Here is a 14,922-nt window from a genome sequence, read left to right on the forward strand (position 1 = left end):
CGAGGGAGCGAAGCGTGCTAGTTCACGATTTCGTCAGCGAGCAGGCCGACGCTCATCGCATAATAGTTCGAGCAATTGTATTCGAGGATCACTCGGTAGTTGCTCGTGAGCAGATAGGCAGGCGCGCCGGGCCCATCGGGCTGAAAGAGTGACGTCAAAGTGTCGTCAGGAAGAAAACGCTGCGGCTGCACACCGAGAGCGCGCCATTCGCCAACTGTTTTCCATTGACTGTGGCGCTCGTGAACACGCGGACACACGGGGGCCACTAGCTCGGTTTTGTAGGCATCGACGTCGAAACCGCGTGGCACTGCGGCCCTTACGCCCCATGGCTGTCCCGATCGCCATCCTGCATCGCGGAAGTAATTTGCGATAGAGGCAAACGTATCGGCGCGGTTATCGAAGATGTCGGCGCGGCCATCGCCATCTCCGTCAGTTGCAAGGCGAAGGTAGACCGAGGGCAAGAACTGCGGATTGCCGAATGCACCAGCATAGCTTCCCACCAAAGTGCTTCGCGAATATCCTTTGTCGGCAACCTTCATCAAGGCGACCCACTCGCCTTCGAAAAGCTCGCGCCTGCGCCCTTCCCATGCAAGCGTCGCAAGGCTCCGTGAAAGATCGAAATTCCCTGTGATCGCGCCGTATGAGGTTTCATGCCCGAAGATCGCGACGATGATTTCGCCGGGGACACCATATTCACGCTCAATCGCACGCAGCTGGCCGCTGTGAGCGCGATAGACACGCTGTCCGCCTGCTATCCGTGTCGGGTTTACATGAGTGCGGATGTAGGGCGCCATGGCCGGATAGCCGCGGCGTGTCGGTGTACCGGGCTGCCCCTGATCAAGCCGGATAACGCGCGGATTGGGAGTAAGGCCGGCGGTCATGCGGTCGATCGTTGACTGACTCACGCCTTCACCGCGTGCGCGCGCCTTGATCCGCTCAAGGTAAGCGTCAAAGTCGATCCCGTCGCGTGCGACTTGAGCCTGGGCAGGTGTAGGGGCACTCGTGCTCGAAAGGCCGAAAGATGCAGCGATCAAAATCGCAAGGGAAGTGAGGTGCTTGAAGGTCATTGCGTAAGGTATCTCACTTTCGAGATTAATCGGGGGTGATTGCGCAGCGATGTCCGCTGCCAAAATCCTGTTCACTCAATCGCATATTTGCGCATGAACTCATAGTCTTCGCGGCACGCATCGGCTGTTTTGCGATACTCTCCGTCGAGACCGGGCAAATCTCCTCGGGGCGCCCCGAAGCCTGTCGACGCATTCACCTTGTCGTACCAATGCTCGCCCCAGACGCCGTCTTCTGGATGAGGGCCTTTTTCCCAGCTGAGCATGGCAGGGTCCCAAGCTATCCCAATTGCGTCGCACAGCGCTTCTAATGTCCGGGAAGGATTGGCGAGGATTGCATCGGAATCGACAACCGGAGGTACCTTGCCAGTCCGGTCTGCCTCGCGTTCGAAGTAGGAACGCACCTGAGCGAACCCCAGCATTTCGGGCGTTCTCAGCTCATTCTTATTGCGGTAGCTCGCGACCACCCGCTCAGGGGCCCGGATCAGAAAGGCGTGAGTATGATCGGGCATGTCGCCGATATCGACGTGTGCGATCATATGATGCGGCATGTGCTTTTGGTACCAGAAAGACTTTCCGTCAGGTGCTTCGCCGGATTGAGAAGCGAGCACGCTGTCCCAATCGCAATCCATGTCGGCGATGGTTTCCGCCGCCATCGGATGAGGTTCGCCGCTATCCTTGAGGAAGGCTCCGTAGAAGGGCTCATCGCTAACCGCGCAATCGGAGCGCGCACCAAAGCTTCGCATCATCGCAGTCGAAATATTGCGAGGCCCACTCCACATGGCGATGCGGATCGTCATTCTTGGGTATCCCTGTCCATGAGACCGCGGTAAAGTCCTTGGAGCCGCTCCACAATGGGGCCGCGCGAAGGCGTGAGAGCTCTTCCGTCCACTTCCGTTACGGGCACTACGCCGGCGAAAGTGCCTGTCACAAAGGCCTCCTGTGCTCCGTAAACATCGGTAAGGGAGAAGTTCTTCTCGAAAACCGGAATGCCCTCCTCGCGGCAAACCTGGATGACGTTCGAGCGCGTGATCCCGCCAAGGCAGTAATCGCCGCTCGATGTCCAGACCTCGCCATTGCGGACGATGAAAAAGTGAGTGGAATTGCAGGTCGCAACGAAGCCATGTGGATCAAGCATCAACGCTTCGTCGGCCCCCGCCTGTGTCGCCTGAATGCATGCAGTGATGCAGTTGAGTTTGCTGTGCGAATTGAGCTTCTGGTCCTGCACGGCAGGATCGCCGCGCCTCACATGGACGGTGAACAGCTTTATGCCGGTCTCGATAGTGGAAGGGAGCGGCGCCTTGAATTCCGGGATGATCACGATCGTCGCGGGAGAGATGACAACGCGCGGGTCTTGATACGGTGTTGAACGTATGCCGCGTGTCACCATCAAACGGATATGAACACCTTCAGCATCGCGCATGGTATTTCCGTCGATGGTTTCATCCAGACGCTGAACAAGTTTATCTCTGGTAAGCCCAATGTCCATCGCGATGGCTTTCGCGCCTTCGTAGAGCCGGTCCAGATGCGCGTTCAGGAACGCGACCTTCCCGCGGTGCACCCTGAGGCCCTCCCAGACGCCATCACCCAGCATGAAACCACTGTCGAAAACCGAGACACTTGCCTCAGCGCGCGGCACCATTTGACCGTTGACGTTGATCAGGATCCGCTCGTTGCGTGGGTCCGGTGCGAAGTCATGAGTGCCTTGAGCCATGAATATCGTTCTTAGCCGCAAGCAAAGGCGTGACAATAGGCGCGCACGTCGCTAGCGAGCATTTCCGCGCGGACAGGTGGCAGAGCGGTTGAATGCACCGGTCTTGAAAACCGGCAAGGGTGCAAGCCCTTCGTGGGTTCGAATCCCACCCTGTCCGCCACTCTTTGCAAGGAGTGTATCATGAGCAAGCAGGTCGTCCTGATGGGTCTTCACCCCGATGTGGTGGACTGGGACAAGTGGCCTGATCTCTCGCCGGAGAAGCTCATGGAAGGGACCGAAAAGACCCGCGAGGCGCTGGAAACAGAAGGCTTCGACATGACTGTCGGCTTCATCAGGACCGGCGACGAAGGCGCTGAAGAGGCTGCCGAAATCCTGGCCAGCAAGCCTTTCGATCTTGTCCTGATCGGCGCGGGGGTTCGCAAGGATGATGACCAGTTCCTCCTGTTCGAGAAACTGATCAACCTCATCCTCGAACACGCCCCGCAAGCCAAGGTCGCCTTCAACTCCTCCCCTTCCGATACAGTCGAGGCGGTCAAGCGCTGGCTCTAGATGTGCAGCGCCTTGCTGTAGGCGCCGAGGACGCTTTCGTGCATCATCTCTGAAAGCGTCGGGTGCGGGAAGACGGTCTGCATAAGCTCTTCCTCGGTGGTTTCCAGCGTCATGCCGACCGTGTAGCCCTGGATCAGTTCGGTGACTTCTGCACCGATCATGTGAGCGCCGAGCAGCTCCCCGGTCTTCGCGTCGAAAACGGTCTTGATGAAGCCTTCCGCTTCTCCGAGCGCGATCGCCTTGCCGTTGCCGATGAAGGGGAAGTTGCCGACCCTCACCTCGTAGCCCGCTTCCTTCGCCTTGGCTTCGGTCATTCCGACGCTGGCGATCTGCGGGTGACAGTAGGTGCAGCCCGGGATCGCATCGCGGTTGAGCGGATGCGGATGGACGTCCGTGTTGCCAAGCTCCTGAGCGATCGTCTCGGCAGCGGTCACCCCTTCATGGCTCGCCTTGTGAGCAAGCCACGGGCCCGGAGTGCAGTCTCCGATCGCCCATAGCCCAGCCGACTTGGTCCGGCCGTAATCGTCGATCTGGATGAAGCCGCGGTCCATCTCGGCAAGACCGTCGAGGCCGATATCCTCGGTGTTGGGCACGATCCCGATAGCGGTGATGCAGTGGCTGAATTCGGTCGTCTCGGTCTTGCCCGCCTTGTCCTTGATCGTCGCGGTAACGCCCTTGTCGGTTACCTTGAGATCTTCGACCCCTGCCCCGGTCATGACCGTGATGCCCTGCTTGGTCAGGCTCTTTTCGAGGAAGGCGGAGACCTCTTCGTCCTCAACCGGGACGATGCGGTCCAGCATCTCGACCACGGTCACATCGACGCCGATGTCGTTGTAGAAGCTCGCGAACTCAATCCCGATGGCTCCCGAACCGATCACCAGCAGCTTGGTCGGCTGTTCGGGCGGAGTCATCGCGTGGCGGTATGTCCAGACGCGCTTTCCGTCAGCGGGAGCGAACGGCAGGTCGCGGGCGCGCGCGCCGGTGGCGACGATGACGTGCTTGGCTGTCAGCTTCTCCTCTGCCCCAGAACCATCGGCGCCGCCTTTCACCGTCAGCGAGGTTGGGCCGGTCAAAACGCCCTCGCCCATGTGGACGGTGATCTTGTTCTTCTTCATCAGGTGCGTGACGCCATGGTTGAGCTGTTTCGCGACCCCCCGGCTACGCTTTACGATGGCGGCAAGGTCAGCCTCGATCTCGCCCGCCACTTTGAGCCCGTACTCGCTGGCGCGGTGCATCTGGTGATAGACCTCCGCCGAACGGAGCATCGCCTTTGTCGGTATGCAGCCCCAGTTGAGGCATATCCCGCCGAGCAGTTCGCGCTCCACGATCGCGGTCTTCAGGCCCAGTTGCGATGCGCGAATTGCCGCCACATAGCCGCCCGGTCCCGAGCCAAGCACGATCACATCGTAGTCTGTATCCGCCATCGATCCCTCATGTAACTGTGTAACATGGACCGCATGTTACACGGTCCAAGAGCAAATATGTGTAGCGTCCCTACACGCTCTGAAAACCGCACAAAAGCGGGAAAAGAAGAGGTTTGAACTCGCCGTATTCATGGCACTCGCGATGCCACAGGACGCCATATGTAGGACAGCCTTTTGTCATTTGGTGCGATCCACTTTGCGCGGGCGGTCATTCTCGTCGAGCAGCACGAATTTGAAGGTCCCGGCGCTCACCTTGGTGGTCGCCTCCGCATCGCGTTCGCGCCCGATCCCTTCAGCCTCGATGGTCAGTGACGTGGTCCCGCGCGCCGTAATCTCGCAATAGACGCTGAGTTCATCGCCCACCACCATTGCGCCCGGAAAGGTGAAGTCGGTTGCGTGGACCACCACCGCCTTGCCCTTCCCCACGCGGCTCGCCAGCGCGCCCGCGCCCAAGGCCATCTGCGCCATCAGCCAGCCGCCGAACACCCCGCCGTACGGATTGAGATCGGTCGGCATTGCGGTGGCGCGGATCATGAGTTCGCGGTCAGCCATGGGCAGCCTCGTTGATGATCGCCTCGCGCTTGGGTTTGAGGATCCAGCACCAGCCCAGAACCGCGAAGGTGATCGCGGCGATTAGGGCGGGCACGCCCAACATGACAATTCCCGCCTCCCCGCCGAGCACAAAGCTTGCAAGGACAAGCATCACGCCGGAGAGCAATCCGGTGATCATCACGGTCGTGGGCGAGTAGATCAGGTGGCGCGATGAGAGGAAATAGGTGAGCAATGCTGTTGGAAGACCGATTGCAAAGCTTCCGAGCAGCGAGAAGCCGAATGTCGCCAATGCCGCCTCTGTGCTGAATTGCTGTTCGCCTGTCATCATGGTGTGCACAAGACCCAGCAAGGCGACATAGCCCCACGCTGCTACCGCAGCGCAAAGTGCAATGATCACCGCCTTGCCGATCAGGGCAAGAACCTTTGCATGGTCTCTATGCATCCTTTCTCTTCCGCCACGCAGGCCGAATGTCCCAAGGTAATACGTCCTCTCCTCCAACACGGAACCTGTTGCCAGCAGCTGTCTGAATTCCCACCCAAACGCATGATCGACTCAGGCGGCCAAGCCACTTTTTGGCCGCGCTGGCCTTTTGGTATTGAGTTCGAACTCTATAGTGATCGAGCTTGAACTTGCGAACTTTTCCCGGTTCCACGACATACGGAAATTGGATGTCGATCGGATCCTCGTAATCTAGCAGTGTACCGTGGACTGGCTCAGGTCTCACCACTCCAACTAGACAATCTATGTCAGTGATGCCGACAGGATGCTCCGATTTGTTCAATACGTGCAAAAAGGGAGCAGAATCCTCTCTGTAACCATTAGGCGGGAACTCGCGCCATTGGATGGTGAGATCAAGAAACTCGCGGTCCTCTCTTCTAAATCTCCAAAACGCGATGAATGGGCTAGCAATTGCAGCGAAAGATGCAGCGGCTAGAGTAAACCAGTCAACGATATTTGGTTCGCCAGCCATCCGATCTCACACCACCAGCCCCATCGGGTTTTCAACCAGCTGCTTGATCGCTTCCATCAGCTGAGCGCCCTCTGCGCCGTCGATGGCGCGGTGGTCGAAGCTGCCGCTTGCGTGGAGCACAGTCGCAGGCTTGATCTCGCCGTCAATTACGTATGGGACTTGCTGGCCTGCACCCACGGCAAGGATCATGCCCTGCGGCGGGTTGATGACCGCATCGAACTGCTTGATCCCGAACATGCCGAGGTTCGACAGGCTTGCTGTGCCTCCCTGGTATTCGTGCGGTTGCAGCTTGCCGTCGCGGGCCTTGCCGGCGAGTTCCTTCATCTCCTTGGATATCTGTGCGAGGCCCTTCGTATCGGCCTCGGTGATGACCGGGGTGATGAGACCCGAAGGCGCTGCCACCGCGACCGAGATATCGGCGCGCGAGTATTTGCGCATCGTATCGCCGTGATAGCTGACATTGCACTGCGGCACGCGGATGAGCGCGCGGGCGAGCGCCTTGATCAGCAGGTCGTTGACCGACAGCTTGACCCCATCGGGTTCGAGACTGGCGTTCAGTTCCTTGCGCAGCTTGAGCAGTGGATCGAGCACGATATCCATGGTGAGATAGTAGTGCGGGACGGTCTGCTTGCTCTCGGTCAGGCGGCGCGCAATGACCTTGCGCACGTTGGAGAGCTTCTCTTCCTCAAACGGAGCACCGTGTTCGGGCACCTGCGGCGCGGGTTTCGCAGTTTTTTCTTCGCTCGCAGCGGGCGCGGGAGCTGGTGCAGCTGCGGGAGCAGGCTCGTAATTGTCGATATCGGCCTTGATGATCCGACCACCCGGACCTGTACCCGACACATCGCCAAGATCGATGCCCTGCTCGCCCGCCATCTTTTTCGCAAGCGGCGAGGCAATGACGCGGTCGCCCGAACGTGGCTGCGATGAAGAACCGCCAGCGGCAGCCTCGACATCGGCTTTCACTATGCGACCCTTGGGGCCAGAGCCTTCGACGGATGCAAGGTCCACGCCTTCGTTGGCAGCAATGCGCTTGGCCAACGGGCTTGCCCTGACGCCTTCACTGGATGCGGGAGCCGGTGTGGGTGCTGGAGCTGGCGCCGGGGCGGGCGTGGGCGCTGGTGCCGCATCGCCGGAGGGCGCGCTGACATCGCTCACGTCTTCGCCTTCTTCAGCAAGCAATGCGATGACCGTGCCGACCGCCACATTCTCTGTGCCTTCCTCGACGAGGATAGCCGCCAGCGTGCCTTCATCGACGGCTTCGAACTCCATCGTCGCCTTGTCGGTCTCGATCTCGGCCATGATATCGCCCGACGCGATCTCGTCTCCGACCTTGACCAACCAGCGGGCAAGCGTCCCCTCCTCCATCGTGGGGGAAAGGGCGGGCATTTTCAGTTCGATTGCCATGTGTGCGTTTTGACTCCCATGCGCCGCGCACGGCCAGCGGTGCCGTAGGGGCGTTCGACCCGTTTAGTGCCTCATGCGCAGGTCGCAAGCCCTGCATGCTCCAGATGCCCCGACTTGCAAATCTGATCGATTGGCCGGATACCACGCCACTTGGAGAGGGTGGGCTTGAGACACGAATGCGTACATTCCTGATCGTGATGGACGAAAGCGACGAAGCGCGCGCGGCGATGCGGTTTGCAGCCCGGCGCGCTGTCCAGGTTGACGGCGCGGTTCATATTCTTGCGCTGGTGGCACAGCAAAACTTCAGCGCCTTCGGAGGCGTTCAGGCAACGATCGAGCAAGAAGCACGCGACCGCGCAGAGGTGCTCGCACACGGTGTAGCGGGCAACCTGCTCGCCGAGAGCGGGATCATGCCGACAATCTCAGTGAAAATCGGCAAGGGCACGCAGATCGTCAGCGAGTTCCTCGAACGACACCGCGAAGTCGCGGCCTTGGTGTTGGGAGCAGCCGCAAACGGAGCGCCGGGTCCGCTGGTGACACACTTCGCAGCCAATGCGGGATCACTCCCCTGCCCCCTTTATGTAATCCCTGAGGGCTATGACGAAACAAAGGCCGATCACGAAGCGTGACCGGCCTTTAGTGATGTTCGATTGAGAGCCTCGCTCAGGTCAGCGTGCCTCGCGTCGGATAATCGTTCTTGGTGATGTAATCGATGCCCTGCAGCAGATCGTCGAGCGGCGGACGGGTGAACGGGGCGTTCTGGATGCTGGCGAAGTAAAGCGTGCCATCGGGCCGCACCAAGAACATTCCGGGTTCTGAGAACTTGTCAGGCTCATCGCTGCCTTCGCGCTTCTCCGAGATATAGAGCCCCCATTCGCGCGCGGTCTCCTCGCTCATATCATAGGCGAGCGGGACATCGCCCGTATCCCATTCCTCGTCGACAACCATCGCGCGCTCCTTCGAATCCATCGAGACGGCGACCACGTTGATGCCGCGCTTGGTGAATTCGTCGAGCTTCGAGGCGAGGTCCTTCAGCTGCCCTTTGCAGATCGGGCAGTGCTTGCCGCGATACATCACGACGAGAGTGAAATGGTCAGGATGTTGCTTCGACAGGTCATAGCGCGCACCGATGGTGAGCGGCAGGTCGATAGCTGGGACTTGGGTTCCGGGCTTGATCATGATGGTTCTCCTTTGCTTCGCTTACGTTTGAACGAGGCAAAGGTTTCGCCATTCATTTCCGCTTTCTTCCCTGATGGCGAATGTTTCCGGGCCTTCCGCGTTTCCCGACCTGGAACTTGCCCGCCTTCTTGGGTGGCTTGCCAGGACGGCCGTAACGCGGTGCGGGCCTGCTCCCCCGCGCTTCGATGACATTGCCATCCTCATCCACCGGCACGAATTTGAGCGCGCCTGTGAGCGGGTTGGCTTCCGCCAGTTGCAGTGTCAGCCGGTCGCCGGCCGAATAGGTCGTGCCGGTCTGCTCTCCGACGAGAGTCTGTGCGGCTTCGTCATGGCGGAAGTGTTCTGCGCCCAGTGTCGAGACGGGCACCAGCCCGTCGCCGCCCAGCCCCACGATTGTCGCGAAGAAGCCGAAGCCCTGCACACCTGTAATCCGGGTCTCGAAGTTCTCGCCCACACGTCCCGATAGCCACGCTGCCACATAGCGGTCGATCGTGTCGCGCTCTGCCTCCATCGCGCGGCGTTCGGTCTGGCTGATCGCGTCGGAGACCTCTTGCAGGCTCTTACGATCCTTGTCCGAAAGCCCCGTCGTATCAGGCAGCGAACCGGGCGGTTTGGGCTGCTCCAGCTTGTAGGCATCGACGAGAGCGCGGTGCACTAGAAGGTCGGCATAGCGTCGGATCGGCGAGGTAAAGTGCGCATAGGACCCAAGCGACAGACCGAAATGCCCCGTATTGGCCGGTCCGTAGTAGGCCTGCATCTGGCTGCGCAGCACCGCTTCCATCACCTGCGCCTTCTCGCTCTCGTCGGTGACGTCCTTGAGCATGCGATTGAACAGACCCGGCGTCACCACCTGCCCCAGAGCCAGCTTCTTGCCCATCGTCGCCATGTAATCACGCAGCGCAATCAGCTTCTCACGGCTCGGCGGTTCGTGGACGCGGTAGACAACGGGTGAGGTCTTCGCCTCCAGCGCCTTTGCAGCAGCGACATTGGCCGCGATCATGAAATCCTCGACAACGCGGTGCGCATCGAGCCTTTCGCGCACGGCGATCTCGGCAATCTGGCCCTCGTCGTTGAGGACCACGCGGCGCTCGGGCAGTTCAAGTTCGAGCGGATCGCGCGCTGCTCGCGCCTTGGCGAGCAACTCCCATGCGCCCCAGAGGTTGGTGAGGAATGCGGGCGCATCCCCAGCGTCCACCGTCGCCTGCGCTTCCTCGTACGGGATCACATGAGCAATCCGCACGAGCGCGCGGGAGAAGCGGACATTTTCGACCCTGCCCTCTCCATCGATGTGGAAGTGGCAGACCATCGCCGCACGGTCTTCGCCTTCGCGCAAAGAGCAGACATCGGCGGACAGAATTTCGGGCAGCATCGGGACCACGCGATCGGGGAAATAAACCGAATTGCCGCGCTTCCTCGCTTCCTTGTCCAGCGCGGAGCCAGGGCGGACATAGAAACTCACATCGGCAATCGCGACCTTCGCGTCAAAACCGCCCCTGCCGTCGGGCTCGGCCCAGATTGCGTCGTCATGATCGCGCGCATCAGCAGGGTCGATGGCGACGATTGGCAGATCGCGCAGGTCCTCGCGATGCTTGTCCGACAGCTTAAGGTTGGCTGCGCGTTGGGCTTCCTCGTGAACGCCTTCCTGAAAGACATGCGGGATGCCGTGTTTGGCAATCGCAATGAGGCTGAAACTCTTGGGTGCGAGCGGATCGCCGATCACCTCGACCACGCGCACGCCAGCGCGCTCCGATCGCCCTGCCCGTTCAGCGAGCACAAGCTGCCCCTCTTCCGCGCCGCCCAGATCGCTGATCGGAGTGGAGCGGCGAATGCGCTTGTCGACGGGCGCGAGCCATGGCTTGCCGGTGCCATCCAATTCGACCACGCCCATTAGGCCTTCGGTCCGAGCAGGCAATTTCTTGATCGGAAAGGCGACCCAGCCCCGCTCGGTTTCTTCGGTGCGCGAGAGCACCCGATCACCGCGTTTGAGCGCCGCAGCACGTTTTCCGCCCCGCCCTTTCAACTCGCGCACGGTAAGGCGCGGAGGCTTGTCCGGCGCATCGGGCGACCAATTGTCCGGTATCGCAATCGCTTCGCCATCCTCGATCTCGACAACGCGCAGAACAGTGACCTTTGGCACGCCTCCCATGCGGTGGTAAGCGGTCTTCTTGCCGTCGATCAGGCCTTCCTCGGCCATGTCCTTAAGCAATTTCTTGAGCGCGATCTTCTCCTGACCCTTGAGCCCGAAAGCGCGCGCAATTTCGCGCTTTCCGGCGGGCGTATCAGAAGTTTGGACGAATTCGAGAACCTGCTTCTTTGTCGGAAGGCCGGGTGCGAATTTAGGGGAGCGTTTTGCCATATGCGCCCCATATGGAGACGCGACTAGTCGCTGTCACCCTCAGGCTGCTCCACGGGCTCGAATGCACCGCCCGGAACCGCGCTCGCTACGGGCGAGCAATAGGGGCCGTTGCAAGCCTGAACCCCGAAGATCCAGTCGTCTCCGCGAAGGTTTTCTATGTGGCTGAAGCGGCGTGCCTCATCAGCAGCCGCTGCGTTCGCTTCGACGGGGCCATCAGCATAGACCAAGGCAGTCTCATCAGAATCCCAGTACGGTTCATCCGTGCGGCGCCTATGAACCACATAGAGTTTTGCCCCCGGCACAGCCTGCCATGATATCTCCGTATCGGTCCTGACCGCCGCATCAGCGGACGCCCTGGGCGGCATCGGAGCCATGGCGAGATTGTGAAGCGCGCGCAAGTTTAGCTGCGCGGCTCTGGTCAGGTAATCGAAGTCCAGCTCGTCCACCGTATCGCCGTATTTGATACCGTCTTCCGTTCGCAGGTCCTGATGCTGATGTTCGTAATCCTCGACTGCGACGGTGATGCGGACAGCCGGGTAGCCCTTGTCGAGGAACGGGATTTGATCCCCGCCCCGACCCATGCGGTCGGTGCGCCAGATTTGCCTGACCTGCATCCCGTCCGGATTGCTTGAGGCGACTTCGCCGAGCCAGCGCGAAAGGTTGCGGCCGGGAGAATCGTTTTCGCCGCCGAACCGGCGTTGCCGAGCGCGCAGGCGAGCGGTGGAGTCGGCGCGCAGCCCCTCGGAAAAGACACGCACATGCTCTGGATCGCAATAGCCATCCGAGCCGCATGAGTTTCCGATCATGTCATTATTGAGGACAGCCTTGACCGTCATGCCCTCGCTCTCGACCCAGTCGGCAAGGATCCGGGCGCCGAACAGCCCCTGTTCCTCGCCGGTGAGCAGCGCGTAGATGATGGTCGAGGGATGCTCGCGCTGGCTCAGGATGCGAGCAGCTTCGAGCACCATGACGCTTCCTGAGCCATCGTCGTTTGCGCCCGGCGCATCCTCGGTCGCGTTGAGGGCATTACTCACGCGGCTGTCGTAATGCGCCTGCACGATGATGACTTCATCGGGCCGCTCGGTGCCTCGCTGGATGGCAACGGCATTGCGAACAAGTGTCGGTGTGGGAATACGGTCGCCCGTTACGGTGTCGCTGACGGCCAAGACTTCAAGACAGTCGTTGCAGGCACTGGAGATGCGGCGGAATTCGTCGAGCGCCCAGTTTACCGCAGCCCCGATTCCGCGCTCCGGATCAGTCTGGGTCGAAAGCGTATGGCGCGTGCCGAAGCCGACGATGGTGTCCATGTCAGCGCGCATGCGATCTTCCGAAACCTGCTCGGCCAGGTGATCTTCCCACTCGACGAGTTCGTCGGCGGTGATTGATGTCGCCGCTGCGGGCGCGGCGAGAACGAGGGCGATTGCGAGGCTGGGCTTGATCATGTGCGAGCTTGTGCCGCGCACGGGCCCGCAGATCAACCGGAAGCGGTCAATAGGCGCGGGCGACCAGCACGCGCTCAACCGCAGGCTCACCGGTGAAGATGCAGATACCATCTGCTGCATCGGCGTCGCGCGGGACGTTGCGAAGCGTGAGCTTTTCGGCCTTCAACTGCTCAACGACCTTTTCAAGCGCAGCGCCGGTAGGCTTGGCCCACTCGACCTCGACCCAGCCCGGATACTTGCCGTTCGACTTGAAGAAGTCCTGCACCTCGCCCCACTGGGTTAGGCCGCGCGTGATGTTGGCATCGCGGCGCTCGCGGGCTTCGGTGAAAAGGCTGTTCTGGATGTCTTCCAAGAGAGCGGCGGCACCGTCGATAAATTCGCCCTTGGGAGTGAAGGCCATGGCGGGTTTGCCGTTGTCCATGTTCCACAGCGCATCGCGGCGCAGAACGGCGACCTTGCCTTCGTCCATGTCACGAGGGCCAACCTCGACGATGACGGGTGCACCCTTGCGCACCCAACTCCAGCGTTTTGCGGCCGCCTTGCCCGGCGTCTTGTCGACCAACACGCGAACGGGCTCACCCATTGACCACTGAGTTGCAAGAGCCGCGCGAACTTCCTCGCAATAGGCCAGCACTGCCTCGTCCTCAGGCTTTTCACGAAGCATCGGCAGAATGATGATCTGGTGCGGTGCGATCCGCGGCGGAACGCGCAGGCCATCGTCGTCGCCGTGGGTCATGACAACGCCGCCGATCATGCGGGTGGAGGTCCCCCAGCTGGTCGTGTGGCACAGCTGCTGCGTGCCTTCCTTGTCCTGATACTGGATGCCAGCAGCGCTGGCGAAACTGGTTCCGAGATAGTGCGACGTGCCGGCTTGCAGTGCCTTGCCGTCCTGCATCATGGCCTCGATCGACCAGGTTTCATCCGCGCCGGGGAAGCGTTCGTTCTCGGGCTTCTCACCTGCGATTACCGGCATGGCGAGGTCTTCCTCGACACAAGCGCGGTACATTTCGAGAGCGCGGTGCGTTTCTTCGAGAGCCTCTTCGCGAGTGGCGTGTGCCGTGTGGCCTTCCTGCCAGAGAAACTCCGAAGTGCGCAGGAACATGCGAGTGCGCATTTCCCAGCGCACCACGTTCGCCCACTGGTTCAGCATCAACGGAAGATCACGCCACGACTGGATCCAGCGCGCCATCGCATCGCCGATAATCGTCTCAGACGTGGGGCGAACCACCAACGGCTCTTCAAGCTTGGCTTCGGGATCGGGGATCAACCCGCCCTTCCCGTCCGCGATCAGGCGGTGATGCGTGACGACGGCCATTTCCTTGGCGAAGCCATCGACGTGGTCAGCCTCACGCTCGAAATTGGCGAGCGGGATGAACAGCGGGAAATAGGCATTGGCGATACCGGCCGCCTTGATCCGGTCATCCATGAGGCGCTGAACACGCTCCCAGATGCCGTAGCCCCACGGCTTGATCACCATGCAGCCGCGCACGCCCGATTCCTCGGCGAGATCGGCTGCCGAAATCACTTCCTGATACCATTTGGCAAAGTCGTCTTCGCGCTTCACGTTGAGCGCGTGCCTGATGTTAGCCACTGATTTTCCTGCTTAGACTTGTACTTTTATAGCCCATGCGGGCTTGTCGCCGGATTGGTGGCCTTATTTGGCGAGATCGTCCAGCTTCTTTTGCATCGCTGCCATCTGCTCGCGCAGCGCGGCGATTTCCTCGGTCGAGCCGTCGTTGGCGGGCTGCTCTGGCTTGGCGGTCTTGCCGAGGCCCTTGGCACCCGGGATCAGCGTTTCGGCCGCTGCGCGCATCATCGCCATATTGGTTTCGTGGATCGCGGTAAGCGGATTGTTGGCCATACCCTTTTCAAACGCTTCGCGGATCTTGGTCTGATTGTCGCGAAAGTTTTGCATGCTCGCTTCGAGATAAGACGGCATCATCGACTGCATCGAATTGCCGTACATCCCGATCAGCTGGCGCAGGAAACTGACCGGCAGCATCTGACCGCCATTCGATTCCTCTTCCATGATGATCTGGGTGAGGATCGAGCGGGTGATGTCCTCTCCGCTCTTCGCATCGAAGACTGCAAAGTCGACATTGTCGCGCACCATTTTGGCTAGGTCATCGAGCGTGATGTAGCTCGAACTCGCCGTGTTGTAGAGGCGGCGGTTTGCGTATTTCTTGATGACGATTGCGCCATCCGCGTTAGCGGCGGCGTCTTCGGTTGCCTTGCGAGCCATATCTCTCAAATCCCAATGCGACGTC

At 60.5% G+C, this 14,922-nt stretch carries 14 protein-coding genes and 1 tRNA gene; 3 read left to right on the forward strand and 12 right to left on the reverse strand.

What is annotated here, in order from left to right; all coding sequences use genetic code 11:
* Positions 1–17: 17 nt before the first annotated feature.
* The 3 genes from AC0V6T_RS06300 to AC0V6T_RS06310 all read right to left on the reverse strand — a co-directional run bounded on the left by AC0V6T_RS06300 (position 18) and on the right by AC0V6T_RS06310 (position 2,778).
* Positions 18–1,067, reverse strand: a complete 1,050-nt coding sequence (locus tag AC0V6T_RS06300) for a lytic murein transglycosylase (protein ID WP_486125279.1) — start codon at positions 1,065–1,067, stop codon at positions 18–20.
* A 71-nt stretch (positions 1,068–1,138) separates the two neighbouring features.
* Positions 1,139–1,864, reverse strand: coding sequence for a sulfotransferase-like domain-containing protein (locus tag AC0V6T_RS06305; RefSeq protein WP_486125281.1), 726 nt, complete (start codon positions 1,862–1,864; stop codon positions 1,139–1,141).
* Positions 1,861–2,778, reverse strand: a complete 918-nt coding sequence (locus AC0V6T_RS06310; protein ID WP_486125283.1) for an aminotransferase class IV — start codon at positions 2,776–2,778, stop codon at positions 1,861–1,863. Before AC0V6T_RS06310 ends, AC0V6T_RS06305 begins: the two co-directional genes overlap by 4 nt.
* Positions 2,779–2,848: 70 nt before the next feature.
* On the opposite strand from AC0V6T_RS06310, the gene AC0V6T_RS06315 reads away from it, so the two are divergent.
* Together AC0V6T_RS06315 and AC0V6T_RS06320 are read left to right on the forward strand one after the other, a co-directional pair.
* Positions 2,849–2,938: transfer RNA gene (locus AC0V6T_RS06315), tRNA-Ser, on the forward strand.
* A gap of 20 nt (positions 2,939–2,958) precedes the next feature.
* Complete coding sequence (locus tag AC0V6T_RS06320; RefSeq protein WP_486125285.1) at positions 2,959–3,327, forward strand: hypothetical protein; 369 nt, start codon at positions 2,959–2,961, stop codon at positions 3,325–3,327.
* Here AC0V6T_RS06320 and lpdA read toward each other — a convergent pair.
* From lpdA to AC0V6T_RS06340, 4 genes are all read right to left on the reverse strand, one after another.
* Entirely contained in the window at positions 3,324–4,751 is a 1,428-nt protein-coding gene (gene lpdA, locus AC0V6T_RS06325) for a dihydrolipoyl dehydrogenase (RefSeq protein ID WP_486125287.1), read from the reverse strand. The genes AC0V6T_RS06320 and lpdA overlap by 4 nt on opposite strands.
* A gap of 177 nt (positions 4,752–4,928) precedes the next feature.
* On the reverse strand, positions 4,929–5,303 hold the full coding sequence (locus tag AC0V6T_RS06330; RefSeq protein ID WP_486125289.1) for an acyl-CoA thioesterase: 375 nt from the start codon (positions 5,301–5,303) through the stop codon (positions 4,929–4,931).
* Positions 5,296–5,745: a hypothetical protein gene (locus tag AC0V6T_RS06335; protein ID WP_486125291.1), complete on the reverse strand. Its 450-nt coding sequence runs from the start codon at positions 5,743–5,745 to the stop codon at positions 5,296–5,298. The genes AC0V6T_RS06330 and AC0V6T_RS06335 overlap by 8 nt, the downstream gene beginning before the upstream one ends.
* Before the next feature lie 535 nt (positions 5,746–6,280).
* Positions 6,281–7,678, reverse strand: coding sequence for a 2-oxo acid dehydrogenase subunit E2 (locus tag AC0V6T_RS06340; RefSeq protein ID WP_486125293.1), 1,398 nt, complete (start codon positions 7,676–7,678; stop codon positions 6,281–6,283).
* A gap of 176 nt (positions 7,679–7,854) precedes the next feature.
* Between AC0V6T_RS06340 and AC0V6T_RS06345 the strand changes: the two genes are divergently transcribed.
* Positions 7,855–8,307: a universal stress protein gene (locus AC0V6T_RS06345; RefSeq protein WP_007164223.1), complete on the forward strand. Its 453-nt coding sequence runs from the start codon at positions 7,855–7,857 to the stop codon at positions 8,305–8,307.
* A 34-nt stretch (positions 8,308–8,341) separates the two neighbouring features.
* Here AC0V6T_RS06345 and AC0V6T_RS06350 read toward each other — a convergent pair whose 3' ends face one another.
* The 5 genes from AC0V6T_RS06350 to phaR form a co-directional block, all read right to left on the reverse strand.
* Complete coding sequence (locus tag AC0V6T_RS06350) at positions 8,342–8,857, reverse strand: peroxiredoxin-like family protein (protein WP_007164222.1); 516 nt, start codon at positions 8,855–8,857, stop codon at positions 8,342–8,344.
* Positions 8,858–8,909: 52 nt separating this feature from the next.
* Positions 8,910–11,213, reverse strand: coding sequence for a ribonuclease R family protein (locus AC0V6T_RS06355; protein WP_486125295.1), 2,304 nt, complete (start codon positions 11,211–11,213; stop codon positions 8,910–8,912).
* A gap of 23 nt (positions 11,214–11,236) precedes the next feature.
* Positions 11,237–12,655 (reverse strand): M28 family peptidase, encoded by a 1,419-nt coding sequence (locus AC0V6T_RS06360; protein ID WP_486125297.1) that lies wholly within the window; start codon positions 12,653–12,655, stop codon positions 11,237–11,239.
* A 46-nt stretch (positions 12,656–12,701) separates the two neighbouring features.
* A complete protein-coding gene (proS, locus tag AC0V6T_RS06365) occupies positions 12,702–14,246 on the reverse strand; it encodes a proline--tRNA ligase (protein ID WP_486125299.1) in 1,545 nt (514 codons plus the stop codon).
* Between the two features lie 63 nt (positions 14,247–14,309).
* Positions 14,310–14,897 carry a polyhydroxyalkanoate synthesis repressor PhaR gene (gene phaR, locus AC0V6T_RS06370; RefSeq protein WP_486125301.1) on the reverse strand — a complete coding sequence of 196 codons (588 nt, stop codon included), beginning with the start codon at positions 14,895–14,897 and terminating at the stop codon, positions 14,310–14,312.
* Between the last annotated feature and the right edge of the window lie 25 nt (positions 14,898–14,922).

This window comes from Erythrobacter sp. S158 (genome assembly GCF_057364915.1).